The organism is Aneurinibacillus migulanus, assembly GCF_001274715.1.
GTDB classification, from domain to species: domain Bacteria; phylum Bacillota; class Bacilli; order Aneurinibacillales; family Aneurinibacillaceae; genus Aneurinibacillus; species Aneurinibacillus migulanus.
The window spans coordinates 3,542,283-3,567,429 of record NZ_LGUG01000004.1 but is presented as its reverse complement, the minus strand read 5'-3'; the positions used below and the strand labels follow the sequence as shown (position 1 = coordinate 3,567,429).

24 protein-coding genes and 1 pseudogene are annotated in these 25,147 nt (G+C 41.9%); 15 read left to right on the top strand and 10 right to left on the bottom strand.

Features of this window, described 5'->3' with window-relative positions; all coding sequences use genetic code 11:
- The first annotated feature begins 18 nt into the window (after positions 1–18).
- The 3 genes from AF333_RS18850 to AF333_RS18840 are packed head-to-tail and all read left to right on the top strand — an operon-like array spanning position 19 to position 3,072.
- Complete coding sequence (locus AF333_RS18850; RefSeq protein WP_052811690.1) at positions 19–924, top strand: ABC transporter ATP-binding protein; 906 nt, start codon at positions 19–21, stop codon at positions 922–924.
- Positions 921–1,826, top strand: a complete 906-nt coding sequence (locus AF333_RS18845; RefSeq protein WP_043063732.1) for an ABC transporter ATP-binding protein — start codon at positions 921–923, stop codon at positions 1,824–1,826. Before AF333_RS18850 ends, AF333_RS18845 begins: the two co-directional genes overlap by 4 nt.
- Positions 1,819–3,072, top strand: coding sequence for an ABC transporter permease (locus tag AF333_RS18840; protein ID WP_043063731.1), 1,254 nt, complete (start codon positions 1,819–1,821; stop codon positions 3,070–3,072). The genes AF333_RS18845 and AF333_RS18840 overlap by 8 nt, the downstream gene beginning before the upstream one ends.
- A gap of 294 nt (positions 3,073–3,366) precedes the next feature.
- Here the strand turns inward: AF333_RS18840 and AF333_RS18835 are convergent, their stop codons facing one another.
- Both AF333_RS18835 and AF333_RS18830 read right to left on the bottom strand, forming a co-directional pair.
- Positions 3,367–4,965, bottom strand: a complete 1,599-nt coding sequence (locus AF333_RS18835; RefSeq protein WP_052811689.1) for a vanadium-dependent haloperoxidase — start codon at positions 4,963–4,965, stop codon at positions 3,367–3,369.
- 153 nt (positions 4,966–5,118) lie between these two features.
- Positions 5,119–6,147 carry an anthranilate phosphoribosyltransferase gene (locus tag AF333_RS18830; RefSeq protein ID WP_043063730.1) on the bottom strand — a complete coding sequence of 343 codons (1,029 nt, stop codon included), beginning with the start codon at positions 6,145–6,147 and terminating at the stop codon, positions 5,119–5,121.
- Positions 6,148–6,472: 325 nt separating this feature from the next.
- On the opposite strand from AF333_RS18830, the gene AF333_RS18825 reads away from it, so the two are divergent.
- Positions 6,473–7,639, top strand: a complete 1,167-nt coding sequence (locus AF333_RS18825; protein WP_235356568.1) for a CapA family protein — start codon at positions 6,473–6,475, stop codon at positions 7,637–7,639.
- Positions 7,640–7,719: 80 nt separating this feature from the next.
- Here the strand turns inward: AF333_RS18825 and map are convergent, their stop codons facing one another.
- The 3 genes from map to AF333_RS18810 form a co-directional block, all read right to left on the bottom strand.
- The gene (gene map / locus AF333_RS18820; protein ID WP_043063729.1) at positions 7,720–8,469 is read right to left on the bottom strand and encodes a type I methionyl aminopeptidase; all 750 of its coding nucleotides are present in this window, start codon (positions 8,467–8,469) and stop codon (positions 7,720–7,722) included.
- A 26-nt stretch (positions 8,470–8,495) separates the two neighbouring features.
- Complete coding sequence (locus AF333_RS18815) at positions 8,496–9,116, bottom strand: TetR/AcrR family transcriptional regulator (protein ID WP_052811688.1); 621 nt, start codon at positions 9,114–9,116, stop codon at positions 8,496–8,498.
- Between the two features lie 100 nt (positions 9,117–9,216).
- The gene (locus tag AF333_RS18810; protein WP_043063728.1) at positions 9,217–9,735 is read right to left on the bottom strand and encodes a hypothetical protein; all 519 of its coding nucleotides are present in this window, start codon (positions 9,733–9,735) and stop codon (positions 9,217–9,219) included.
- A 250-nt stretch (positions 9,736–9,985) separates the two neighbouring features.
- On the opposite strand from AF333_RS18810, the gene AF333_RS18805 reads away from it, so the two are divergent.
- Together AF333_RS18805 and AF333_RS35760 are read left to right on the top strand one after the other, a co-directional pair.
- Positions 9,986–11,203: a cytochrome P450 gene (locus AF333_RS18805; protein WP_043063740.1), complete on the top strand. Its 1,218-nt coding sequence runs from the start codon at positions 9,986–9,988 to the stop codon at positions 11,201–11,203.
- Positions 11,204–11,287: 84 nt separating this feature from the next.
- Positions 11,288–11,560, top strand: a complete 273-nt coding sequence (locus AF333_RS35760; protein ID WP_139189177.1) for a hypothetical protein — start codon at positions 11,288–11,290, stop codon at positions 11,558–11,560.
- Between the two features lie 78 nt (positions 11,561–11,638).
- Here the strand turns inward: AF333_RS35760 and AF333_RS32060 are convergent, their stop codons facing one another.
- From AF333_RS32060 to AF333_RS35755, 3 genes are all read right to left on the bottom strand, one after another.
- Complete coding sequence (locus AF333_RS32060) at positions 11,639–11,812, bottom strand: aspartyl-phosphate phosphatase Spo0E family protein (RefSeq protein WP_080787547.1); 174 nt, start codon at positions 11,810–11,812, stop codon at positions 11,639–11,641.
- Positions 11,813–11,920: 108 nt separating this feature from the next.
- Complete coding sequence (locus AF333_RS18800; protein WP_043063727.1) at positions 11,921–12,169, bottom strand: helix-turn-helix transcriptional regulator; 249 nt, start codon at positions 12,167–12,169, stop codon at positions 11,921–11,923.
- Between the two features lie 206 nt (positions 12,170–12,375).
- Positions 12,376–12,519 carry a hypothetical protein gene (locus AF333_RS35755; protein ID WP_235496601.1) on the bottom strand — a complete coding sequence of 48 codons (144 nt, stop codon included), beginning with the start codon at positions 12,517–12,519 and terminating at the stop codon, positions 12,376–12,378.
- 139 nt (positions 12,520–12,658) lie between these two features.
- On the opposite strand from AF333_RS35755, the gene AF333_RS18795 reads away from it, so the two are divergent.
- From AF333_RS18795 to AF333_RS18780, 4 genes and pseudogenes are all read left to right on the top strand, one after another.
- A complete protein-coding gene (locus AF333_RS18795) occupies positions 12,659–13,819 on the top strand; it encodes a sulfite reductase subunit alpha (RefSeq protein ID WP_074715431.1) in 1,161 nt (386 codons plus the stop codon).
- A gap of 258 nt (positions 13,820–14,077) precedes the next feature.
- A pseudogene (locus tag AF333_RS35750) lies at positions 14,078–14,191 on the top strand (IS4 family transposase); the annotation flags it as partial.
- Between the two features lie 452 nt (positions 14,192–14,643).
- On the top strand, positions 14,644–15,885 hold the full coding sequence (gene fabF, locus AF333_RS18785; protein WP_407638655.1) for a beta-ketoacyl-ACP synthase II: 1,242 nt from the start codon (positions 14,644–14,646) through the stop codon (positions 15,883–15,885).
- A gap of 328 nt (positions 15,886–16,213) precedes the next feature.
- On the top strand, positions 16,214–17,392 hold the full coding sequence (locus AF333_RS18780; RefSeq protein WP_043063724.1) for a MalY/PatB family protein: 1,179 nt from the start codon (positions 16,214–16,216) through the stop codon (positions 17,390–17,392).
- A gap of 90 nt (positions 17,393–17,482) precedes the next feature.
- Here the strand turns inward: AF333_RS18780 and AF333_RS18775 are convergent, their stop codons facing one another.
- Entirely contained in the window at positions 17,483–18,091 is a 609-nt protein-coding gene (locus AF333_RS18775) for a YpmS family protein (protein WP_043063723.1), read from the bottom strand.
- Between the two features lie 15 nt (positions 18,092–18,106).
- Complete coding sequence (locus tag AF333_RS35745; RefSeq protein WP_407638686.1) at positions 18,107–18,334, bottom strand: SGNH/GDSL hydrolase family protein; 228 nt, start codon at positions 18,332–18,334, stop codon at positions 18,107–18,109.
- Between the two features lie 259 nt (positions 18,335–18,593).
- Between AF333_RS35745 and AF333_RS18765 the strand changes: the two genes are divergently transcribed.
- The 5 genes from AF333_RS18765 (at position 18,594) to AF333_RS18745 (ending at position 25,130) form a co-directional block, all read left to right on the top strand.
- Positions 18,594–19,934, top strand: coding sequence for a sigma-54 interaction domain-containing protein (locus AF333_RS18765; protein WP_043063721.1), 1,341 nt, complete (start codon positions 18,594–18,596; stop codon positions 19,932–19,934).
- A 306-nt stretch (positions 19,935–20,240) separates the two neighbouring features.
- Positions 20,241–21,644 carry an APC family permease gene (locus AF333_RS18760; protein ID WP_161808225.1) on the top strand — a complete coding sequence of 468 codons (1,404 nt, stop codon included), beginning with the start codon at positions 20,241–20,243 and terminating at the stop codon, positions 21,642–21,644.
- On the top strand, positions 21,637–22,515 hold the full coding sequence (locus AF333_RS18755) for an agmatinase family protein (protein WP_043063719.1): 879 nt from the start codon (positions 21,637–21,639) through the stop codon (positions 22,513–22,515). The genes AF333_RS18760 and AF333_RS18755 overlap by 8 nt, the downstream gene beginning before the upstream one ends.
- Positions 22,516–22,895: 380 nt before the next feature.
- Positions 22,896–23,993 carry a GerAB/ArcD/ProY family transporter gene (locus tag AF333_RS18750; RefSeq protein ID WP_043063718.1) on the top strand — a complete coding sequence of 366 codons (1,098 nt, stop codon included), beginning with the start codon at positions 22,896–22,898 and terminating at the stop codon, positions 23,991–23,993.
- Complete coding sequence (locus tag AF333_RS18745) at positions 23,994–25,130, top strand: Ger(x)C family spore germination protein (protein WP_053432721.1); 1,137 nt, start codon at positions 23,994–23,996, stop codon at positions 25,128–25,130. It begins immediately after the preceding gene.
- Positions 25,131–25,147: the final 17 nt, after the last annotated feature.

The window sequence follows — 25,147 nt, the reverse complement described above, 5'->3', positions numbered from 1 at the left end:
AAGGAGGGAGAGACTATAGTGAAAGAGAGCAACGTCATTTTGTTTCAAGATGTCGTAAAGACTCGTGAAAATATACAAGTCGGCCCGTTAAACATTCAAATTCCGCAAGGTTGTGTTACGGCGATAGTCGGAACGAACGGATCGGGAAAGACGACATTGCTTGGTATGTGTATGGGCTTCGTTCATCCCGATCAGGGAACGATTTCTATCTTTCAAGAGCAGATTCAACTGGAACCCGATGCTGCATTAAAGACACGCATCGGGTTCGTTGGAGAGCATCCGAATTCAGATGATAACGATTGGACGGCGGATCAGCTTGCAACATTTACGGCACAATGGTATCCGAAGTGGGATTGGCAGTTCTATCAACACTATATGGCGAAATATGAAATACCACTGAAACAGAAGCTTCACAAATTATCCAAGGGGATGCGTAGAAAGCTGGATTTGATTATTGCCATGAGCCCACAGCCTGAATTGCTGCTGCTCGATGAGCCGTCATCGGGCTTGGATCCCTTATCGTGGCGAATGATGATTGATGACATGCACAGATATTTACAGGATGGCAAGCGCTCGATTGTCATTGCCACACATATTATTGAAGAAGTAAAGCGTCTTGCCGACTATATCTTGTTTATGTACAAGGGACAGGTGTTGCAGATGGTGGAGAAGGATGCAATGTTCGATGCTTGGAAGGAATTCCTCGTTGGCGGCGAAGCAGAAGATTATAACCACGTACCTGGGCTTGCAAGAGCGATTCAAGAGCGATACGGCGTACGCCTCATTGCTAATAATGCAAGAAAACTTGAAGCCTTTTTGCAGGAGAATGAAATCCCAACACTGCAGACGAAAGGCTTGGAATTGGATGATATATTAGCTTATTTGATTGAGTTAAATAACGAAGGGAGAACGATACGTCGATGAAGCCGTTGCAGTTACAAGATGTCGTGAAGCAGTACGGTGATAAGACCGCCGTTAATAGTCTGAGCTTTGAAGTAGAGGAAGGGGAAATTTACGGGCTACTTGGAGCGAATGGTGCCGGAAAAACGACGACGATGCGAATGGTACTTGGACTCATCTATCCTGATGGGGGAAGCATCCACTATAGTGGCAAGCCGTTCCATGACGGGTTGTCCCGTATTCTCGGCTATTTGCCGGAAGAGCGGGGGATGTATCCGAAGATTAAAGTAAGCGAACAGGTTGTCTATCTGGCCCAGTTGCGTGGGATGTCACGCAAAGAAGCTGATAGCAATCTAAAGTATTGGCTGGAGAGGTTCAATGTACCGGAGAACTATAATAAGAAGATTGAGGAGCTGTCCAAAGGGAACCAGCAAAAAATCGGCTTTATCGCTTCTATCGTTCATAAGCCGAAGCTGCTTATTCTGGATGAGGCATTCAGTGGGCTTGACCCCGTGAACGTAGAGCTCCTGAAGGAGACGGTCAAGGAGCTACGTGACCAAGGCACGAGCATCCTCTTCTCGACGCACCGGATGGAGCATGTTGAGGAATTATGCCGTAACCTTACCATTTTGCAAAAAGGGAACGCGGTTCTGCAAGGCTCGCTACGAGAGCTGAAGTCGCGTTATCCGCGTGAGCATATCATCCTGCGCACAAGTGGACCGGTGGAAGGGCTTCAGAACATGGCCGGCGTTAGCGATGTGAAGCGTACGGATGACGGCTATCGGTTACGTATCACGGATGAATCGGTTGCTCAGGCCATTCTGCATGTGGCAATGACACAGACAAACGTACAGCAGTTTGAATTGAAGGAGCCGACATTGAACGAAATTTTTATCAAGGCGGTTGGGGGTGAGTCAAATGCATAATGTATGGACGGTTGTCAGATTTACGCTACGCACGAAGATGATGACAAAAGCATTCATCGTAACGACAATTATTTTAGCGCTTATCATTAGTCTAGGTGTAAATTTGCCTTATATCATATCATTATTTTCCAGTAATGAACCGACATCCATCGGTCTTGTGCAAGGAAAGGCTACGAGCATTGAGAAATCGCTAGAGCAATATTTTGCGAAGCAAGAGAAAACGAGCTTTAAGATCGTTCCGTATAAGGATGCTTCCGAAGCCAAGCTGAACAAGGAAGTGGAAGCTGGCAAGATTGACGGCTATTTGACATTGGAAGAAGAGAAGGCTGGAGCATTTCCGAAGATTGTATATCATGGGGAAGAGGAGCTCGGAATGGAGGAAGAATCGGCACTGACCCATGCCTTTACGCTGATTAAGACGGAGTGGCTTGTCAAGGATTCGCTTACAACAGAGCAAATCGCCGAGCTGAGCCAGCCGGTATCCGTCGATTCAAAGTTGATTGCGAAGGCGGGGGAAACAAAGGAAAAGAACCCGGTCTCCATTATTGTTGTCATGGTTCTTATCATACTGTTCTTTATGTCAAATACGATGACCAGCAATATGATTGCTGCAGAGGTAACGCAGGAGAAGAGTTCGCGTATTATGGAAATTCTTATTACGAGCGTGTCACCGCTCGCTCAGATGTTCGGCAAGATTATTGGCATGTTCCTGCTTGGGCTATTACAGATTGCAGTCTTCCTTGCCGTCGTTGTTCTGAATTTGCTGCTACCGCATAATACGGCACCGCTTAAGTCGCTGAACTTCGACTTCACTATGATCGATTGGTCAGTTGTCGGCGGTGGATTGGTACTGTACGTACTGGGATATTTCCTCTATGCAACATTGTCCGCTGCCGTGGGCTCCATTGTGAGCCGGACCGAGGATTTGTCGCAAGCGATTATGCCGATTACGATGCTGTCGATGGCCGCTTTCTATATCGCGATCTTCAGCATTTCCACACCGAATTCGATACTGGTAAAAGTAGCTTCATATATCCCGTTCTTTACACCGACATCGATGCTGCTGCGCATTGGAGCAGGCAATCCGGCTTGGTGGGAGTTCTGGATCGGGGTGCTTATCATGATCGTATCTATCGTATTTTTTGGTTGGTTATCCGCAAAAATTTACCGTACTGGTGTGCTTATGTATGGTAAGCGCCCATCGTTGAAGGAAATTCGCAAAGCAATGAAGGCGTACAAGATTTAAAAGAATGATGGAAAGTATATGTTACTATAAAGCAACATATACTTTCTTACGCCTTTCGCAAAGGAAAAGGCAGGAAGGGGTAAATAGAGCTGCTCAGTTGGGCTGAGAATAAATAACGAGGGTCGAGGTGATTGGTAGTGATTGCAAGCTGCTCTTCTATGCCTGTCCTCTCCTTTTTCTATTATATTATGCGAGCGCTCATATTATGGTATAAGCTGATGTCCAATTTTCATAAAATCCGCACATTCCAGCCGTTCTCTTTTACTGTAGAAGCGAATACCCAACTGTATGAATCTATTTAATTTTTATCGTAGTCCCATTAAATTTGGTGAGAGAGAAGCCGTCAAAATCCTCATTGAAGGTTGACTTATAATCCTGAAGGATTCCGATAGCGACTTTTTCACCTAGCTTTAGACCCTCGATTCCGTCAGAACGCCAGTGAACACCAGCGGTATCCCGACCAAGGGCGATATTAGCGGCGAGTTTGTTCAATTCCCCGCCTATCGTTAAAGAAGAATCTGAGTAAGGAAGCAATGAGAGACCATTAGAACAGGCTACAACCGGATTGGGGATAACAAACAATTCGTCAAAAAATGCTTTTAGCATAGTGACGGCTGCGCCTGCAATACAGGCATGACCAGAAGGGTAGGCTGGGTGAGTAGGGCATCCTTCCGGATAGGCCATAGGTAAGAGGTAGGTGCCAAATTTGTTGAAGACTTGGGAAACCGCTTGTGAATGAAGCAGTTCTGTGTTGATAGGATAGCTGGCAGCGCCTGTCAAATGGTTGTGAACGTGCCCTCCAAACTCTTCGGGGCGAAGCCGGCGATGGATGAGAAATTTTTGGAACCAGGCGGCTTCTAACGCTGTCCGTGCTGCTCTAGCTACCAAGTCCAGAATATGTGGTGCGCCAAAAGTGATAAATCCGCCTTGGGTTCGTGAAAGTAAGTAAGGATTGGCTCGATCAAGAGCTGCACCTCCAAAACTAAGCAGGATTAAACAAGTAGCAAGGAGCCCTTGGTAGGTAAAATCCCAATGAACCCATTCACCCAAATCGCGACCGTTGCGGATATAGCGAGGCGTAGAATCGAATACATTCTTCGTAGCTGGAGATAATCCGTTCTGAATGTTTAACCAGTCCTCATATGAAGTCATGTGATCGTCATCAGCTACTGTCGTACGATATCGTTGGACAATGGTTGTGGCTCCAAAAGGAATGTCCTTCCATAGAAACTGAGAAATATATGGACCAATTAGATCACCAGGCGTATTTCCGCGGAATAAAGTATCGGTAGTAACTACTCCGCTAACTTTAGGTCCTTTAAATTTTGAAAATGCAGATAAATCAGAGGCAGCCATTATGGTAAGCGTATTGGTGCCGTAGTCTGCAAAAGGAACATCACGGGTAAGTGCCTGCCAATAAAGTTCAGCCATCTCACTTGCCTCCCACGCACTGCTGAAGGGCGGTGGGGCAATGATTCCTAAATGATGACTATCAGGTCCAGCCAAATCGAATGCATAAGCGGCTTGGGGATTAGCGAATTTGACAACACCCCCTAGAGGTATACGTTCAAAGTCGTCCGGTTTACCAGTCTTTAATGCGTGAATGAAAGCTTTATAGGCTTTAGGATCAACCACACCTAAAGGATTGTGTGACAATCCTTTAGAATAGTTGCCGATTTTATTTGAGAATAAATCTTCGTCGCCATTACATGGATGATCGGTATGAGGAAGCTTCTTTTGCAAATAGGCTGCTTTCTGACGAATATGATAAGCTTTTTGGCGACGCTCCTGCGCATCTATAGGACCAATTTCACAGGGACTCTTACGTTTTACATTTGTGTTTTCCGTCTTTCCTTGACAGGCTTTGCCCCCAGGATGTTGCTTTTTTTTCATTTTATTCCTCCTTTCGATTCAATTTAGTATATTCGTGTTTATTTTATTAGCATGGGTTTTTCCAGTTCATTTATTGCCCTTTTTAACGATAGAAAATACTAAAGATCGGTGCTCTAGCGGATTGAAAATAAAAGACCTTCTGGAAAGAAGGTCTTAAAGAGCTTGATGCTGTTGCACAGTATTTTTCCACGCTTCAAATTTTTTTAGGGCGTGTCCTTCTGTCAACGCGACTCCCGCAGCCTCGATTCCAATTTCGATTGAAGGAACCTTGTTCGCTACCCACAGGCGAATGGCACTATTAAGTAGTACAAGATTTAGGAATGGCAGGGAAGCTTCATTTCTTAGAACGTCAAGAGCGATATCCGCATGCGTCTTCGGGGACCATTCCAGCTCAGGTATCTCGGCTTGCAGGCCCAAGGTTTCCGGATCGACGATAAACAATTCATGTGTTCCTCTGTTCACTAATAGTGTACGGGTACGTTGGTGTACGGGCACATCCTCTGAGCCCTCCATGCCCTGGATAACAATGCCGCGTTCTACACCTAATCGCGTCATCATATCGGCCATTTTTTCAAATACTGTACCGTGAAATACTCCGACTGCCATATAAGGGGCATCAGAGTAACGTAATAATTTCTCAACTGTGTTTAACATTGTTCGAAAGCCCAGTTCCTCACGCAGTGGGCGTAAATGTGCCAGATTATCGTTCCAGGTTTCAGCATGGACATATAATACGCCAGTCTTACGGGATGCTTCAATGAAGGCTTGTTTGTGTCCTTGGGCTTGTATGCTAAGAGTATGGAGAATATCAGAGAGGGTAATTCCCCACTTAGGAGGCAAAGAGTCTCCGCCGTGTAGAGTAACCGGTACGCCGCATGCAGCCGTTACGAATGCAGCTGGAAAATTGGCGAAGAATGATTTTTTCCTGCCATCGTATGGCCCCGCACAGTCTACGCTTCCAGGTATCGAGTGTTTGAGACTATGTTCTCTCAACGCTTCAACGAACGCTAGCAACTCGTCAGCAGTTTCCATCTTAATGCGCTCTGCTACAAAAAATGCAGCAGTCTGTGCCGGAGTGGATTCTCCGGATAGAATCATTTTCGCACCTTGTAAAGCCTGTTCATAAGATAGATTTTTAGCTCCTTTTTTTCCGCGGGCAACTTCCTTTAGTAACTCTCTCATCTAGCATAAACCCCTCTCTTTCTCGCTATGGATATCATATTGTCATGTACTATACCATCAATATATTAAGTTTGTCTACCGGTTTAATAGGGAAAGAGAGAAGGATTTTCATCGGTTGTTGCAAGTAGTGTGATCATAAGCATAGTTACGATGAATGTATAGGTGAAAAGCATCCCGTCTGAATGGGGTGGAAACAATTTCTTGTAGGCTATTATCTTATTGCCTATAATTTATGTGTGTTTTTCGGCGAAGGATAAACATAAAAAGAGAAATAGAGAAAATAAATTAAATGGGAAGAAAGTGTAGAAAATAGGGGAGGGGTAATTTGAATCGCCTGCAGTTATTATGTATACAGATCATTTTATCGATATCTTTATGTGGAGCAGTAACGTATGCTGTGTTGCTAGGCTATAAAAAAGATAATACGGTACAGACAGTGAAACCTTCGAGTATAGCAGGGGAGGTGAACGACGCTGCACCGAAACCGGATAAAGGAGAACCGGAGCAAAGGCCGGCTGCTCTTTTACCTGAAAGCAGTTCGCTAAGCGAACAGTTAAAAACAATTACTGTTAGCGCTGCTGGTGATGTAACGATCGGAACCGATGAAAGCTTCCCGTACCCTAATAGTTTTAATCATGAATTAAAGAAAAACGGGTATCCTTTCTTTTCGCAAAATGTAAAGGACATTTTCAGTAAAGATGATCTTACCATTGTGAATCTAGAAACTACACTTACCGAAGCAAAGGAAAAGGCGAGAAAGCAATTCCGGTTCAAGGGGGCACCAGAAAACGCCCGGATATTGCGTATGGGAAGTATTGAGGCAGTAAATGTTGCAAATAATCATACACATGACTATTTACAGCGGGGATATGAGGATACTATCAACAATCTGAAAAAGTATAACGTAGGGTTTTTCGGTTATGATCATACATATATGACTAATATTAAAGGCGTTAAGGTCGGAGCTTTAGGTTATGAAGGATGGGACAATACGGTTGCTCTTCGCACACAAATCTATAATAATATTACACAGCTTCGGGCTAAAGGGGCACGTATTGTTATCGTCAGTTTTCATTGGGGAGTGGAACGTAGCAATTATCCGAATAGCACGCAGATGGCGCTTGGCCGATATGCGATAGACAGCGGAGCTGATTTGGTGCTAGGTCATCATCCACATGTTATCCAAGGAATAGAAGAATATAAAGGTAAGTATATCGTCTATAGTCTTGGTAATTTTATATTCGGTGGAAATCGCAATCCAACGGATAAAGATACGTTTATATTTCAGCAGACGTTTCATGTCAGGAATGGGGAAGTTGTTGAAAAAAAGGAGTGCAAGGTCATTCCGGCATCGATTTCTTCTGTTAAAGAACGGAATAATTATCAGCCCACCCCGCTTAAGGGACAGGAGGCAGAGCGTGTGCTTTCCCGCATAAAAAAATACAGTAAGCATCTTCAGATGGACTGGAGTTCTGTGCAGCAATCGTTATAAATACTCTGTATGTGACCGGGAGTCCTTATTAGGAGGTTCCCGGTTAGCATATTTCCATCAAAATCCTCTTTTTTGTTAAATTACTCCTGTTCGGTCAAAATTAACGGTCCATTCTTCGTAATAGCAATTGTATGTTCATATTGTGCCGAAAGTTTACCATCAATTGTTCTCGCTGTCCATCCATTTGCGTCCATTTTGGAATGCCAGGAACCCAGGTTAACCATTGGCTCTATGGTTATGACCATTCCATCTTTCAATCTGGGCCCTTTACCTGGTTTACCATAATGAGGAACAGGAGGGTCCTCATGTAAAGTTTCGCCTATGCCATGTCCAGTAAAATCTCTTACCACAGAAAAACCTTCGGCTTCAACGAATGTTTGTATCGCATAACCAATGTCTCCTATCCGGTTTCCAACCAGCGCCTGCTCAATACCTTTGTACATAGATTCTTTGGTGATTTTTAGTAAACGGTTCGCGTCATCAGAAATAGTACCTACTGTATGAGTCCAAGCTGAATCAGCTAGACCACCATGTAAGTTAACAACAAAATCAATAGTTACAATATCGCCGTCTTTAAGTGGTTTATGATCGGGAAATCCATGACAAATCTCATCATTAACAGAGGCACAGGTAGCATACTGATAACCATTAAACCCTTTTTGCTCAGGTGTTGCACCGAATTTAGCTAAATACCTTTCAACAAAATTATCGATTTCTAATGTAGTGATACCTGGTTTGATCATTTTCGCAATTTCTTTGTGACAAGCAGCTAAAATTTTTCCTGCTTCAAGCATCTTTCTGATTTCTCGTTCGCTTTTTATCGTAATCATACTAGGTATTCTCCTTTTGATTGCATTTAAGCTTTCAAACCTTTAAACAGTACAGTAATAACATCATTAATCCAGTTCGCATTATCCGTTTCATCCGAATCATCATTTTTTCCGATATAAGAGGTTGCAGTTCCAATCAAAGTTCCAAAGAAGAGTTTTACAATCGTTCCTGATTCAATTGAGATGAACTGACCGGAATGAATCCCTTCTTCTATTGCCTGGGTAACAGGATTATACAAGTACGTATGGAAATTTTTTAGCAGCTCATTATAATTCTGTATAGGAATAGGTTCAGATTGAAACAAATTTTTAAATAAGATAAATACAAAAGGTTGTTGAACCCAACTTCCAAGCTGGCGTTTTGCGTATTGTTCCAATCGAATCAATGGTGGTTCATGTGTGTTCAACGTCTCGACTGTAGTTTTTTTGGCTTCTTCAAACGCCTCAATTAGTAAATCCTCAATCAGGCTTATCTTGTTGTTGTAATAGTGATATACCGTTCCTCGACCTAACCCGGCCTTTTTGGCAATATCACCCATTTCCATATTCATGCCTTTTTCTAAATAAACTTCCGCGGCTGTATTACGGATTTGATAAATACGCTGTTTTCGGATAGCTTCATTTTGTTCTTTTGTACGAGGAGTCATTATTTATCACCTCTTTTTTAGACATTCATGAATGTCGATTTAAAAGTTGCATTTATTTTACACTTCATCCATGTTAAAAGGCAATAAGTAATTTTCCCTGTCAAATACCTTTTGCGGTGTAATACTGTACCTCACTATAAATTTTATCCAATTCTTCTAGAAGTGCTACCGCTTGTCTTAGAACGTTCTGTGCATCAAAAATCACTGTGCTAAAATCCCATTCTGCTCTGGCCACTGTCTCTTTTTCAATCTGTATCAGCTGTAGGTGAGCCGCTCGCTCGTTAAACTCATTGATGCCCAATTGCAATACTTTTTGCTCTGTATCACTTAATGACAAGTAATGCTGTGCTTGGATGAAGGCGGTGTAATCTGCAAAAGTAATGATGAGGATAACCATCCCTTTACTTTGTTCAAGCCTAATCAGCGTACAGAAGTCGATCACTGTTTGTTCGGATGAGATTTGGCGATGATATACATTCATTAACATGCCCATGCTTGCGATATAACCTTGAAATGCATCGGTATGTAGAAGATCTGTTAATGGTTTGGGCGTGCATGAATTGATTCGCTTTTTTAGTAGGGAGATCGTCGTGATATCCTGCTCTTTTAAACGACTCATCTTCTTTCCTCCTCTTAAGTCTATACTTCTCATTTGTATTTGATATTGATTGCTAGTATGACCACTTAGCGAAGTATCCATTACTTATGGCTTTTTTATGTATGCTGATTGTTCTCCACGTTTTTCAACGGATAAAGCCCCTTGTTATTTAATTCTGAAAACATATAATAAAGAATGTGTTAACTTATTTTATAATTAAGTTAACAATTGAGTGAGAGGAGTGTAGTAGATGTCAGAAAAACAGTGCATAATGCCTTCAGTCTCAAAAGTAGGAGAACGTCTTGGACTCAATCCATTATCTCCTCCATTTCTGGAAAATCCTTATCCGTTCTATCACGAACTTCGTGCGACCAGCCCCGTTCACTGGTTATCCTCAGTACAGCCGGAAGGATGGTTTATTACGGGCTACAAGGAAGCTGCAGCGATCCTGAAAGATGCCCGTTTCGAGAAACGGATGCGTATTCCACAAATTTCGCAAGCATACGAGCCGCTTGTCCAGATCCAAAAAAATATGATGCTGTTTCAAAATCCGCCGGATCACACGAGATTGCGTACACTAACCAATAAGGCGTTATCTCCTTTTATTACCGGGAGCCTACAGCTGTATATTGAAGAAACCGCCCAAGAACTACTGGCACAAGTAAAAGAAGCGGGAACGATGGACCTCATTTCTGACTTCGCTTTTCCTCTGCCTGTCCTTGTCATTGCCAAACTGTTAGGTGTACCGGCAGAAGATCGTGCACAATTTAGAGAATGGGCAAGCGTGATGGTGCGCACTATTGATTTGTCCCGAACTGCAACAACACTTTCTGCAGGCGGAGAAATGGCGCATAAGCTAATAGACTATTTCCACTGCCTTTTCACACAGCGACGTAAGCACCCCCAAGACGATGTCATTAGTGCTCTTCTGGCAGTCCGTGAACAAGAGGATAAGATGAATGAAGAAGAGCTGGTCGCTACATGCATTCTCCTGCTTGTTGCCGGTCATGAGACCACGGTCAACCTCGTTGGAAACGGTATGCTCGCTCTACTTCGGCATCCTGACCAGCTTCACAAGCTGCGGGAGGCGCCAGCTTTGATTTCTACTGCGGTCGAGGAATTTTTGCGATATGAAAGCCCGACTCAAATGACCGTTCGTTTTGCAGCGGAAGATGTAGAAATCGGTAACGTTCTCATTCGAAAAGATGAACAAATGTATATTGTATTGGGTGCTGCAAACCGTGATCCGTCCGTATTTCCCAAACCGGATCAGTTAGACATTACACGTAACCCGAATCCTCATCTAGCGTTCGGTGCCGGGATTCATTTTTGTTTGGGCGCTTTGCTAGCAAGAATGGAAGCCAGAATTGCTATCAACACCCTTTTGCATCAGTTACCTTACCTACATCTGGAGTCAGTAACGCCGCAATGGAGAGATCTGGTTGGCTTTCGTGGACTACAATCGCTTCCGATCTCTTTTATGGAATAGTAGATAGCCAGGCGTTTCATGAAGTATCGCCAGCAAAACGCGAAAAATATAAATTACACTTGATATTTTGACAGGGGAGTGTGATTGGAAGGAGGAGATTCGGAAAAAAGAAGAGGTTGGGTGTGCCCTGCGCTCCGACAGAAGAAAGGCCAGCGTGTGTTTTTCTTACCTCCCACCACAACGGGATACAAACAAGGCTTTCCGTCTCCCTTCTCGAGCACATACCCCGGCCAGGCGAAAGAGGACCGCAACTGTCTCCCTCTTCGCGTCTACCCAGATGTTTTACTGTCCCGCCTGGCGGGGGTAAAAAGCGGCCCTCTACGCTTCTGTGCGGGAGACGAACCGACGCCTGTTTAGGGCACGGTGTGGTGACGATCTGCTTTGGATAATGCTGGATAATCAACACCCTTGATGTCCACCGCTTTACGGGTTGAATCAGTTTGGTGGTACTTCAGAAAAGAACGCAGCTTTCAAAAGCAGCTCGTCCAATTTCTGACTGGCTGCGAGCACTTCGGGATGCTGGAAATTATAATTATATTGTTGGGCAAGCTCTATCAATACTTTTCTACTTATTTCAATTAAGTACAGCAATTCTTCCTTATCATTCATTGAGATCAAGCCCTTCTATATATCTACAATATATTACCTATATTAACATAATTTTATAAGAAGGTACTCGTAAACGGGGTACTTTCCCGTGATGAGTAGAGAAACCCTCTACTCATTTTCCTGTCTGTAAGAACGCGGTATTGATTCAACTATTTCCCACTCATATAAGTCTTCGATTGAACAGTCTAAATGGAAAGATACGCTTTTACAAACAGCCAACGACATTTTCATTCGATCGTTTTCATAGTCTGAAATCCGTTGAGCTGTTTTCTTGATCTTTTTTGCAAGTTGCTTTTGTGTCATTCCAGCTTTCTTTCGTCGCGCACTTAACAGACACTTTCCGGGAACGAAAAGCATCTTAATACCCTCACTTATGTAGTATTTTACCATCCGGCCTATATTATATAGTAAAACATGGTACGTCTGGAGTTGAATTACAAGATCATATTTAAAACTGTGAAAAGTGTATTGTGACAATAAAATTATTTACTAAACAAAAAAGATGATTACTGGACAAAATTGTTCTCTGCTCAACTAACAGGCAAGTTAGTGTAATAAGACTGTTAACTTACTATATAAGTTATACTTAATATTTTGATAGGGTAGCGTGGTTGGAAGGAGGAGGAATGGAGAAAGAAGAGGGCGGACGTGTCTTTTTCCGACCGCTCCCGCCCACCGCCCTTCCTTCTTTTCTTACCTCCTACCACAAGAATATGTAAATTTATAATGTGAGATGTATATAATTAACAAATATCTATTATTGAGAAATGTATGTAAAAAAAACGTATCTGATTTTCTTTTCCTGTGTTACCCTAGGTTTATACAACTTTTTGAGGTGAAGATATTATGCAATCTACTGTAGTCAAAAAAGTGCCAACAACATTTTCAAGGACAAATCCATTTCAAGCAAAAGTTCTTAAAAATATAAATTTAAATGGAGCTGGCTCTAGTAAAGAAACAAGGCATATCGAGTTATCGTTAAAAGGCTCTGACCTTTCCTATGTCCCAGGTGATTGCCTTGGTATTATCCCTGAAAATGATCCGGAACTAGTGGCTGCTCTTCTTGAGGAAATGAAATGGGATGCAAAAATGGATGTTACAATTAATAAGCAAGGTGATACACTCCCATTAAAAGAAGCGCTAACAACACACTTTGAAATTACGTTATTAACGAAAAAAATTATACAGCAGGCAGCGGAATTAACAGAAAACGAAGAGTTACAAAAGCTTGTATCGAATGAAAATATAAATCAACTGAAAGAATATATCGATGGGCGTGATTTGCTTGATTTGTTACGTGATTTTGGTCCATGGAAAGCTTCTGCCCAAGAGATCGTCTCTTTATTAAGAAAAATTCCACCACGGCTATATTCAATTGCAAGTAGCATTTCCGCTAATCCCGAGGAAGTGCATCTAACCATCGGTGCCGTACGCTACACGGCTCACGGACGCGAACGAAAAGGTGTTTGTTCTGTTTTATGTGCTGAACGTCTTCAAGAGGGAGATACGCTTCCAGTATTTATTCAACAAAATAAACATTTTAATCTACCAGAGTCTCAAGATAAAGATATTATTATGGTTGGTCCAGGGACAGGCATTGCACCATTCCGTTCCTTTATCCAGGAACGTGCAGTGAATGAAGCAACAGGTAGATCATGGCTATTTTTTGGAGACCAGCATGTAGCGTCGGATTTCCTTTATCAAAACGAGTTAGAAAAATATCAAAAAGATGGGGTATTAACAAGATTAGAGACTGCGTTCTCTCGTGATACGGCGCAAAAAGTATATGTACAGCATAAAATGCTTGAAAACAGCAAAGAATTGTTTGAGTGGATAGAAAATGGAGCATATTTCTACGTTTGTGGAGATAAGCAATATATGGCGAAAGACGTCCACAACACGCTTATTAACATTATTGAAAAAGAAGGTGTGATGACCCATGAAGCGGCCGAAGCATATCTAAATGATATGCAGAAGCAAGGGCGTTACCAACGTGATGTGTATTAAGATTAATAGGTGTTAGTAACACTAGCAAAATATTTTCAAAAAGAATGTCTTTATTCCTCAATTAGCGGTTATAAGGAGGCACTCTTTTTTTCATAACCTTTTTCGGGATCGAAGGATAATGGGTTCGTGCTATTGCTTTACTATTTGTTGAAAAATTCATAGAAAAAATGCTTTATTAAAATAAATGGTACGATTATTCAATAAGCTGGGCTGCTTTCGGCAGTCCTTTTTTGTTCGGCTGAAGGGTAGTTTAATTAAAGGTATCTCAACGTTCCAACCTTATTCAGGACGACAGAAAATACCGTATTCAATCAACTCTATGCGGTCCTTATTGCTTATCTTATTCTTAAAGTGTTAGATGAAGAGTGTAAAACCGTACATCAAGTTTTTCGGTATAGTCTTTACCTCCCACTATAAACATTTGTCGATTTATTAAATCAGATGTATATATATCAGGTCCCGTCCTATTTCTATACTTAAAATATCTTTTAATTACACAAAAAAGATATATCCTCCCCGGTATATCAAGACTAACGTCCCACGTTCTACTGTAGTTTCCATCAATAACCCCACAGTCTTTTTCCATAACCTTCTCTTAGCTGCTTCATAGAAGACTTTTATCCATCAGACTTCCAAAAGTTGTGCTCTTATTGAACCTTAGTTTGCTGCTTGTTGTAAATACGAACCGAAGTACCCGATCTTGTAAAGCTATCTGTGAGGAATATGTCCATATTCCTGCACAGGTAGACTTGGAAAAATGAAAAAAAAGATATAATATACGAGTATATTACAATATTTGGATAACAGCATAAAGGGGGATGCATATGATGAAACGAGTTGTAATTACAGGGATGGGCGCAGTTACTCCGATGGGAAATTCAGTGAAAGAGACATGGCAGGCCGCTATCCGCGGCATATCAGGAATTGGGCCGCTTACAAGGTTTGATTGCACGGATTTTTCCGCAAAAACCGCTGCAGAGCTAAAAAATTTCGATCTTTCCGATTATATAGAGATCAACAAGCGACATCGAATGGATCGTTTTGCCCAGTATGCCGTTGCCGCCTCGCTGATGGCGGTAAACGATGCTGAACTTACGATCGGAAAACATATTTCCCCTGAACGTATTGGTGTCTGGTTCGGAACAGCTATTGGTGGTATTGAGAGCTTCGAGGAGAGCTACAAAAGTTTGCAGGAGGGAGGATATAAAAATCTGTATCCGTTTGCAACCACAACCGTTATTTGTAATATGGCGGCAAGTCAGGTCTCGATTGCGCTTGGTGCCAAAGGTATAAATACATGCACGGTATTATCTTGCGCTTCGGGGGCCAATGCCATTGGAGATTCTTTTCGCGCAATTCAGCGAGGGGAGGCAGATGCGATAGTGGCGGGAGGTTCTGAAGCTTCGCTTACCCCTCTTGGAATCGGCGCCTTTTGCGCCATGGGAGCGATTTCTTCTAATTCGGATCCGGCTACAGCCTGCCGACCGTTTGACAGACAAAGAGATGGTCTCGTTATGGGAGAAGGTGCGGGCGCCCTCGTTTTAGAATCGCTTGATTCCGCTCTGCGAAGAGATGCGCGTATTTATGGAGAAATTATAGGCTATGCAACTGTAGGGGACGCCTATCACATTACAAGTCCTGCCCCTGGGGGAGAAGGCAGCATACGGGCGATGGAACTGGCGCTTCAAGAGACAAAACTTAACAGAAACGATATTGATTATATTAATGCACATGGTACTAGCACTGTATATAATGATAGATTTGAAACACAGGCTCTAAAGGCTTTTCTACAGGATTATGCCTATCGTGTTCCTATCAGCTCTACCAAGTCGATGACAGGACATATGATGGGAGCGGCTGGAGCGGTAGAAGCTATTTTTTCATTGCTTGCCATCTATACGGGTATGATACCGCCAACCATTAACCTAGAAGACCCTGATCCGGACTGTGATTTGGATTATGTACCTAATCAGGCAAGGGAAAAGGAAGTAAACGTTGTACTTAGCAATGCGCTTGGCTTTGGTGGACATAATACAGCGCTAATTTTTCGTGCATTATCTATATAAATTATACTTGATATTTTGACAGGGGAGTGGGGTTGGAAGGAGGAGATTCGGAAAAAAGAAGAGGTTGGATGTGCCCTACGATCTGGTAGAAGAAAGGCTGATGTGTCTTTTTCTAGCCCCGGATTTTCTCCTTCCTTTCTTACGCGAAAGAGAAAGCAGGGATAAGAAAAGCATGGAAAATAGAAGAGCGGCTATAATATGAATAATATAGTATAAAAATACTGCGCACAATTTTTGAAAAACATAGCCATCGACAAAAAAGGATTTTACACATTATGCTGGAAAATACTATAGTATAGATTAAAAAGTTGGAGGGTGTACATTATCCATGAAATATGATTTTGATACAGCGATAAATCATACAGCTACAAACTCTATTAAATGGGACTACCTTCAAAGTATATTCGGCACGGGAGATGTTTTACCATTATGGGTAGCTGATATGGACTTTGCTTCTCCGCCGTGCGTAACGGAAGCATTAGTTGCACGTGCCCGACATCCGGTATATGGTTATCCTGGGACGCCACAAGCACTTTTTGAAGCAGCTTCCCAGTGGATGACACGTCGTTTTAACGTGAAGGTTCAGCCTGAGTGGATGACGGCTGTCTCGGGTGTCGAGTCGGGCTTGAATGCAGCAGTAGAAGCATTCACCCGGCCTGGAGATAATATCATTGTACAACCGCCTGTATACCCGCCATTTTTCAATGTCGCGTTAAGTCGTGGTCGTCATGTTATCGAGAATCCATTGCGCGAACAGGATGGACACTATGTGATGGACTTCGAAGATTTACGGAGCAAAATCGATGACAGAACGAAGCTGCTGATTTTGTGCAATCCCCACAATCCTGTAGGAAGAGTATGGACAAAAGAAGAGCTTGTGCACGTAGCGGCGATTTGCGCCGAACGGGATATCCTCATTCTAACAGATGAAATTCATGCTGATCTCGTATATGGAAAGGATACACACATTCCTTTTGCTTCACTTGGACCAGAGGCATCTGAGAGATGCATTACATTTCTCTCTCCGAGCAAGACATTCAACGTAGCGGGGCTGTTTACCTCGATTGCATTCACCGAGAATGCTGAGCTGTTGAAAAGGTTGCAGGCTTCAATTAGGAAAGCCGGAACTGATCATGTTAACCTGTTTGGTATTGAAGCATGCATTGCCGCTTATAAGGGAGGAGAAGAATGGCTTGAAGAATTGCTTGTGTATTTAAAGGGAAATGCAGTATACATAGAGCGATTCTTACAGGAGAGGCTACCACAAATACGAATGCGAGTGCCGGAAGCAACGTATCTTGGATGGCTCGATTTCCGTAGGCTTGGTTTTTCTGGGGGCGAATTGAAACAATTCATGGTAGAAGAGGCTCGACTAGGGCTTAACAATGGGGCATCGTTTGGCACAGGGGGAGAAGGTTTCCAACGGATTAATTTCGGCTGCTCTCGTGCCATGCTTGAAGAAGCGATGCTTCGATTAGAGAAAGCAGTATGCGAGCGGAGAGGGTAAAGCGAGGACACATCGTATATAAAACGGGTTGTGGAAAAAGGGAAGTTTCCACAACCCGAATGTATTTCTATGCATAGTTGTATCAACATCTTAAAAACCGAACGCTTTATTTGGAACCTTAATGGTAAAGATTAGCTGATTTTGTGTAAGGTTAAATTCCTTTACTTTTATTTTAAAGTCGCTTTTGGTTTTCATCTTCGTAACGGCTACGTACATATTTTCCTGACTCGGATTCACACCAATCCATTCAGGCATAGGGTAATTATCTCGTACATATTCAAGCACCGCTCTTTTTGGCAGATGAAGTCTGCCTATCGCAATTGATTTTTGTCGTAATACAAGATCGCCGTTTTTTTGCATGATTGGCTCAAACGTTGCGATAAGCGGAATTTTTCTCTCAAAAACATCGATAAATCCCCGTAATTGGACGTCTTCGCCTAGAGAGACTGTATAAGCAAGAGGCGTATTCTTTGATAGTGTATTCAGGTAGTTGTTCATTAGCTGATTCAAGTTTTGTTTAGTAGAAGATACGGTAAATTCAGTCCCTTTTTCGTTCGGCTCTTGTATAGGAGGAGGATTGATGTCGGGAGAAGGGAGAAAAAGCAACCATATTATTCCTATGATGACAGTAGCGTTCACTCCGACGACAATCCAGAATAATTGTTTCCATTTGTTTTTCGTTTGCGGACTTTCAAACATGCAACATCCCCTGTTTCAATCTTGTTGTATTCGTTTCTCAGCTAGGGCTCTCAATTGTTTGTTGACAAATTGTTCATATGTTAAATGGTTGAAGTTCTCTCGCACAATCCTCATTATATCGTTGGCCCCTATCGTAATAAGAACGATATCCGTATCTTCAATCGCAGAAGAGATTGTGTTTTGCTCCAGCCTCTCAAGCAATCCATCTGTACGACTTCCTCTTTTTCCAAAGTTTTCAACGATAATCTGTTTGTGGTTTTTATTATGTTTTAAAGTGTTCTCAATAATACGAACGTATCTGGCTTATTTTTTGAAGGCATCTCTGCTTGTTTACCAGAGTGCTAGTATATTGAAGCTGCCGTATGGACTGCTTGGGTGTGTTAATTGTAAAGATTAGCTCTTCATGCTTACATTGGTAGTGTAAAAATATTTAGAAAATGTGTAAAATAATTATACACTAGGGGAGGAGGAGATTTTTATTTACCGAAAACAACTTAATCAAATGAAAAAAATTTTTAAGCAAACCGATTTGATTTGTATAGTGGATAAAGATGGGAATATTTTGTATTACAATAATTATAATGATATATGCAATAGAATGGGAAGCGATGAGGTGTTAGGAAAGTCGCTTTTGGAGGTATATCCCTGGCTGACGAGGGAGACAAGCACGATACTCAAAGTATTGGATACCGGGGAACCGATTGTTAACGAAATACAGACCATCGAAGTAAATAACGATTTTACGGTTAATGCCGTAAATTCCGCATTTCCCTTGAAACATAAGTCGGGATTGCTTGGAGCTGTGATTGTTTCTATAAATATGGATGACTATAATGATGGAAGCAAGAGAAGATTTGTGAATGAACTTGTATCAAACCTTAATGCCAAATATACGTTTGATGATATTGTAACAAAAAATACGGAACTGATAGCGATTAAAGAAAAATTACAGAAAGCCGCAACAAGAGATTCGAACATTTTCATTTATGGGGAAACCGGGACGGGGAAGGAACTATTCGCGCACTCTATTCATAATGAGAGTAAAAGATATAATGGTCCGTTTATTGCGCAAAACTGTGCGGCGATTCCGGATTCGCTTATTGAAAGCTTACTGTTTGGTACGATGAAGGGTAGTTTTACAGGAGCTCAGGATAAAAAAGGAATTTTCGAGATGGCTGACGGTGGGACCATTTTTCTGGATGAAATCAATTCCATGCCGGTTGATTTACAGGTTAAATTGTTGCGTGTGATTGAAGAGAAAAGTATTCGGAGAATCGGAGACAACAAAGATATACCCGTTGACGTCAGAATTATCGCATCAACGAACGAACGACCGGAAAGGCTGGTAGCTGAGCGTAAATTCAGAGCGGACTTGTTTTATCGCTTGAATGTTGTGAATGTGGAAATTTTACCGTTACGAAGCCGAAAAGACGATATTGATCACCTGTGTACTCATTTTATTAAGCACTATAATCAAGCGTTTAATGAAAACGTTAAAGAGATCGAGTCAAAGGCAAAATCGTTTTTATTTTTGTATGACTGGCCGGGAAATGTAAGGGAGCTGAAAAATTGTATTGAAAGTGCATTTAACACGGTCAGCGGCGCACAAATTAAGATTGAGCATTTGCCCAAGTACATTATCGATTCAGTATCAAGCAGCAAAAATGAAACAACGCTAAATGATATGTCTTTGTTGGAACTAATGGATAACTATGAAAAGAAGATTATTCAAGACATTTTAGATAAAACAAACCACAACATAGCCAAAACAGCAAGAATACTCAAAGTTCCACGGCAGACAATATACTATAAACTAAAAAAGTACCAAATAAGCAAAGAGTGAGGACTAGAAAAGGGTGTCGAAAAATTTGACACAAATTATATGATTTGCGTTCTTATTATTTGAAAAATCGATTTATTGAGGCTTTAACCGAGGAGATTTTTAATTAAGAAAAAAACGACTGCTCTTGCTTAAATAAGCATAGATAGTCGTTTTTTTGTGATTATTAGTCAGATAATTTAGATAGTTGATAAGAAAATGGCATGTGATTTGCTTGTTAAAAGGTTGTAAGTCACTTGTTTAAGCAGGCAGATTGCTTATAAAAGTGAAAAGCTAAAAAAATACATATGACAAAGGGGGTTCCTAATGATGAGTAAGAAAGGAATGTCAGCCAAAGATTACTTCGGGCTTGCATTTGGAAGTATGATCGGGATCGGATGGGTCATCTCTGTACCTGCCTGGATGTCTACCGCAGGAAGTGTCGGTGCCATCATCGCGGTTATTCTTACTATGTGTATGATTATACCGATTGGGTTTGTGTATGGGGAGCTGACAGCAAGTCTTCGGGTTTCCGGTGGTGAATTCGCCTATACGTTCAGAGCGCTTGGCAGGCTTCCTGCCTTTATCTGTGGATGGTTCTTAATCCTTGGCTATTTGATTATTTTACCTTGGGTGGCTATATCGGTCGCTATATTAATAGCGTATGTATTCCCTGCGTTGAATTCATATCCGTTATATACGCTGTTTGGTACTCAGGTATATTTGCCTCACCTGCTCATTAGCTTTCTTATGGTAGGTTTCATTGTTTATATGAACTGGAAGGGCGCCAAACAATCGGCAGTTTTTCAGAATGCTGCGACCGTCATGATGCTTGTGGCTTTCGCTGTTTTCCTTATTGGCGGTGTCATTGTGGGTACCCCAGAGAACATGGCGCCGTTGTTTTCTCCAGACGGTACGACGAACAGTATCGTTTTAGCGATGGCGGCTATTCTATTCTTTATGAATGGTTTTGATACGATTCCGAAAACGGTAGAAGAGGCGGATAGTGGGATTAACTACTCTAACCTCGGACGAGCCATTGTGGGAACCATTGTCGTCGGTGGGTTGCTGTATATCTTAATTATTATTGTATCAGGCTTTATCATGCCGGCTGAAAGCATGGGCAAATTGGGAGATTTGCCGTTGGTTTTGGCGCTTGAAGCGACAACCGGCTCAAAATTTTTATCCACTGTTGTCGTTTTTGGAGCCTTAATGGGAGTGATAACGACGTTCAACGGTTTTCTGTTAGCCGGAAGCCGATTAATATCGTCGTTCGCAAAAGCCGGATTTTTACCAAAATCATTTGCAAAATTACATCCACAATACAGAACTCCTACAAATACGCTTACTTTTATGACAGTTATATCTATTGTTGGAATTTTGCTAGGAAGCGGGATGCTTCTGCCTTTAATTATCATGGGAGGGATTGCCTTTTTGATTGCCTGGTTTTGTATGGCACTCAGCAGTGTTCGACTGAGAAAAATACAACCGAATCTTCATCGTCCGTACAAGATTCCCGGCGGTATAGCAATGGGCTATATCGCTTCCCTTTTCTCAGGCTTATTTTTATTTCTTATGCTTATTCCCGGCACTCCGATTTCAATGGGAACGGTTGAATATATTCTGTTTGTCGTGTGGTTGATTGTGGGATTGGCTATATATGGGGTGTATTTCAAGCAGGAGATTCAATTACAAGAAGTTACATCAAACAAAGGAGCTGTGAGCAATGAATAATCAAAAGTTTGGTATTGTAGGATTTCCCTGGGACGGGGGGGCTTCGTTGGGCAGACCAGGAGCACGTTTTGCTCCTAAGGCAATCAGGGAGGCATTCTCCTGGTTTTCTAATCGCATAGATGACAATAAAGTATACGATGTAGAGAAAAGAAAGACGTTTTCCCTTTTAGAAAATGGTATAGAAGATTTTGGCGACATTAACATTGCAGCATATAGCACAGAAAAAACGTTTGAAAACGCAGAGAATAAAATAAAAGGTTTGGTGGGGGAGAATATCTTTCCATTTGTTTTGGGCGGCGATCATTCCGTTTCATACCCGATTATTAAAGCGTTGCATGATTGTGCAGAAGGAAATATTGGTATTATTCAATTTGATGCACATCTTGACCTGGTGGATGATTCCCCTATTCAAGGAAAATTCTCACAGAGCAGCCAGATGCGCAGAGCGCTGGAATTACCGGGGGTAAAACCTGAGCATATCGTGCAAATCGGGGTGCGCAGCTATAACTACCCGTGGTACGAAGCATATCTAAAAGAGAGCGGAATTGTGCAGATTACCGCAAGAGAAGTACATCAAAGTACACCGCAAGCGGTTGTTGAACAGGCGTTAACCGCTTTACAGGGAGTAGATAAGATTTATCTAACATTCGATATTGATGTGCTAGACCCTGCCTATGCACCGGGAGCGGGAGCGAATGAACCAGGAGGACTGACCCCTGTACAATGCATGTCCATGCTGGAGCAATTATATACAGTTGTTGACGTATTTGATATCGCTGAGGTGAATCCTTTGTATGATCATCATGATGTTACAACCGCTTTCGCTGCCCGAATTATGTTCGATTGCGCGGTAGCCAGGCTCAGTCAGTAATTTCAAGTTTGTAAACTATATCTGACTTGGTAAATCGACTCTTATAATACTGAGGTAAGAAAGAGAGACGAGGTTGGATAAGGAATAGGCTGATCAATGAAGGCAGTCAAAGCGCAGAGCGACTCCAACTTCTCCTCTTTTTCCCCTTTCCTTCTTTTTAACCCTCTTGCTAATTAACGCCCTCCCAAATAACCCCAAATTAAACCAATTATATACAAAGTATATTTTTATATCCAATTTCACATAGTAACAAATACAGGAAAGTAGCATAAAAAGGTGCTTGCGTATATAGATGGCTTGCTGATAAAATCGCTTTCAATATAAATGTGCTTCGCCTAATTGTGTATCAAGAGCCTGCTGAAAAGAGGTTGGAAGGATACATGAACAAACCTATAAAGAATGAGATTACGCTTATGCAATATATCCTCGCCATTCATGGAACTCAACTAGGAACCGGTATCCTGACGCTCCCAGCAGATGTGGCGAAGAAAGCGGGCTCAGACGGGTGGATATCAATTATCATTGGTTGGTCCCTCACAACCATTGTTAGCCTATGCATTGTTGGTATTATGTCCAAGCACCCGGGAGATACCTTGCTTGATGTACTTACACGCTATCTTGGGAGATGGCTCGGAAAAACATGGCTGATTATCTGGGTTTTGTATTCCCTGCTGTCTGTTATTGTTCTTCTTTATTTTGCAGTATTGGTGACCCAAGTCTGGGTTTTGCCTCAAACCCGTAATTATGTATTAGTGATTCTTTTTCTGATTCCAACCTATATGATTCTCTGCGGTGGCGTTCGAATTCTAGCTCGATACGCGGAATTTGTCTTTTTCTTCACACTTTGGATACCCGTTTTATTGACGATCCCGTTAAAAAATGCTCACTTGGATTTCATGTTGCCTGTATTGAAGGAAGGGTGGCTTCCTGTCTTTGATGCAGTAAAAACAACTGTGGTGGCGTTTCTTGGGTTTGAATTGGCGTTTATTCTCTATCCGTATCTAAAACGTAAACAGAATGCTGCAAAAGGGATTGTCATTGCTAATAGCCTTAGCCTTGTCGTGTATCTTCATATTACATTGATTTGTTTTTTGTATTTTAGCCCAGACGGGGTTACGCATTATTTATGGCCTTCGCTCACCTTAGTAAAGCCGCTTCAGCTTCCCTTTCTTGAGCGATTTGAAATTATTTTTTTGTCGTTTTACCTTTTCATTCTTTCAACATCGATCATTCCATATGCTTTATCTATCACAAACAGTATGGGGCAGCTCTTTAGTAAAAGAAATTGGCAACTCCCTACTTATATGTTGTTGTTCCTTTTTATTACAGCTTCCTTTTTCTATATGCCAACGTATAACGAGCTTGAAGATCTAGGTACATGGTGGAGTCAGGTCAGCTATTTTGTTATCTATGCCTTTCCCTTTTTGTTTTTTCTGTACATCACCATGTATATGCGTTGGAAGAGGAGGAGAATGTAGATGGCAAAGCGTACAAAAGCAATCCTCGCGTGCTTGCTGCTCGTAATCGCATCGGGTTGTGGAGATCGGGTGAATGTAGAGGATACGACGATGCCGTTAGTCTATGCTTTTGATATGACTGAAGATCATCAATTGATGATGTACCAGGCAAGCCCTAACTTTAGTAAAGAGTCAGAAAAAATGTTTCAAGTATACGGGTCCAAGGTACATACAAACAGACAGGGAAGAGAAGTATTTAACAGTACAAGTCCCGGGATAATAAGTCCCGGAAAGCTGCAAGTGCTTATGTTTAGCGAGCGAATGCTAAAAAAACAAGGCCTTATGCCGTATCTCGATGTTATCTACCGCGATCCGAAAAATACAGGAACGATGCGAATCGTGGCTGTAAAGGACTCGATTTCTTCTGTTATGAACAGTGAATTTACAGATAAACCTATACTCCCTCTTTATCTAACAGAAGTCATTGATGTGGGGAAGAAGTATAATAATACTGTTTTTACCACGGCACAGGATGCTCATATTCTCCTTTTCGATAAGGGAATTACGCCCGCTATTTCTGAAATAAAAAAAGAAGAAAAAGGGCTCGTGGTAACTGGATCTGCACTGCTGAATAAACAAGGGGAATATGTCATGTCGCTAAGTCGGCGGGAAAGTGCGTTGCTCCTTATGTTGCAGAAGAAAGCGAAAATGCCCGTAGTGTTTACGGTTCGTATGCCTCGTCTTTCATTTAAGAAACCAAACGTCCTTCAGGACACAAAAGGAACGGATTATATAACGGTAAATGTGAGTGACATAGGCCACAAGATTTCAGTTGAACATAAGGATGACCGTTTTTTCTTTGATATGAAGATGAAATGTACCGTGGTACTGTCAGAGCGTACATTTGATGTGGATATGAAAAAAGAACAGGAACGTTTGGTTGCTGTTATTACCGATCAACTTGAAAAAGAACTCAACGGATTAATAAAAAAAGTGCAAGCACGTAAGTTAGATCCATTTGGATTTGGATGGAAGGCCCGCGCACAGCAATATCAATATTGGAAAAAGGTCGAGAACAATTGGCCGAAGGCGTTTTCAAAGGCCACTGTTACAGTTACTCCGACGGTAGAGATTCTAACGTACGGTGTAGTTGAATAATGAAAAAAGATAGCCGC

What these genes read in the sequence shown, in the direction of transcription:
- AF333_RS18845 (WP_043063732.1), top strand. Translation starts at nt 921, where the DNA reads ATGAAGCCGTTGCAGTTACAAGATGTCGTGAAGCAGTACGGTGATAAG.
- AF333_RS18835 (WP_052811689.1), bottom strand. Translation starts at nt 4,965, where the DNA reads ATGAAAAAAAAGCAACATCCTGGGGGCAAAGCCTGTCAAGGAAAGACG.
- AF333_RS18800 (WP_043063727.1), bottom strand. Translation starts at nt 12,169, where the DNA reads ATGCTTTTCGTTCCCGGAAAGTGTCTGTTAAGTGCGCGACGAAAGAAA.
- map (WP_043063729.1), bottom strand. Translation starts at nt 8,469, where the DNA reads ATGATTACGATAAAAAGCGAACGAGAAATCAGAAAGATGCTTGAAGCA.
- AF333_RS18775 (WP_043063723.1), bottom strand. Translation starts at nt 18,091, where the DNA reads ATGTTTGAAAGTCCGCAAACGAAAAACAAATGGAAACAATTATTCTGG.
- AF333_RS18745 (WP_053432721.1), top strand. Translation starts at nt 23,994, where the DNA reads ATGGCAAAGCGTACAAAAGCAATCCTCGCGTGCTTGCTGCTCGTAATC.
- AF333_RS18805 (WP_043063740.1), top strand. Translation starts at nt 9,986, where the DNA reads ATGCCTTCAGTCTCAAAAGTAGGAGAACGTCTTGGACTCAATCCATTA.
- AF333_RS18760 (WP_161808225.1), top strand. Translation starts at nt 20,241, where the DNA reads ATGAGTAAGAAAGGAATGTCAGCCAAAGATTACTTCGGGCTTGCATTT.
- AF333_RS18810 (WP_043063728.1), bottom strand. Translation starts at nt 9,735, where the DNA reads ATGAGTCGTTTAAAAGAGCAGGATATCACGACGATCTCCCTACTAAAA.
- AF333_RS18755 (WP_043063719.1), top strand. Translation starts at nt 21,637, where the DNA reads ATGAATAATCAAAAGTTTGGTATTGTAGGATTTCCCTGGGACGGGGGG.
- AF333_RS18795 (WP_074715431.1), top strand. Translation starts at nt 12,659, where the DNA reads ATGCAATCTACTGTAGTCAAAAAAGTGCCAACAACATTTTCAAGGACA.
- AF333_RS18815 (WP_052811688.1), bottom strand. Translation starts at nt 9,116, where the DNA reads ATGACTCCTCGTACAAAAGAACAAAATGAAGCTATCCGAAAACAGCGT.
- AF333_RS18750 (WP_043063718.1), top strand. Translation starts at nt 22,896, where the DNA reads ATGAACAAACCTATAAAGAATGAGATTACGCTTATGCAATATATCCTC.
- fabF (WP_407638655.1), top strand. Translation starts at nt 14,644, where the DNA reads ATGATGAAACGAGTTGTAATTACAGGGATGGGCGCAGTTACTCCGATG.
- AF333_RS18830 (WP_043063730.1), bottom strand. Translation starts at nt 6,147, where the DNA reads ATGAGAGAGTTACTAAAGGAAGTTGCCCGCGGAAAAAAAGGAGCTAAA.
- AF333_RS18765 (WP_043063721.1), top strand. Translation starts at nt 18,594, where the DNA reads ATGAAAAAAATTTTTAAGCAAACCGATTTGATTTGTATAGTGGATAAA.
- AF333_RS18780 (WP_043063724.1), top strand. Translation starts at nt 16,214, where the DNA reads ATGAAATATGATTTTGATACAGCGATAAATCATACAGCTACAAACTCT.
- AF333_RS18840 (WP_043063731.1), top strand. Translation starts at nt 1,819, where the DNA reads ATGCATAATGTATGGACGGTTGTCAGATTTACGCTACGCACGAAGATG.
- AF333_RS32060 (WP_080787547.1), bottom strand. Translation starts at nt 11,812, where the DNA reads ATGAATGATAAGGAAGAATTGCTGTACTTAATTGAAATAAGTAGAAAA.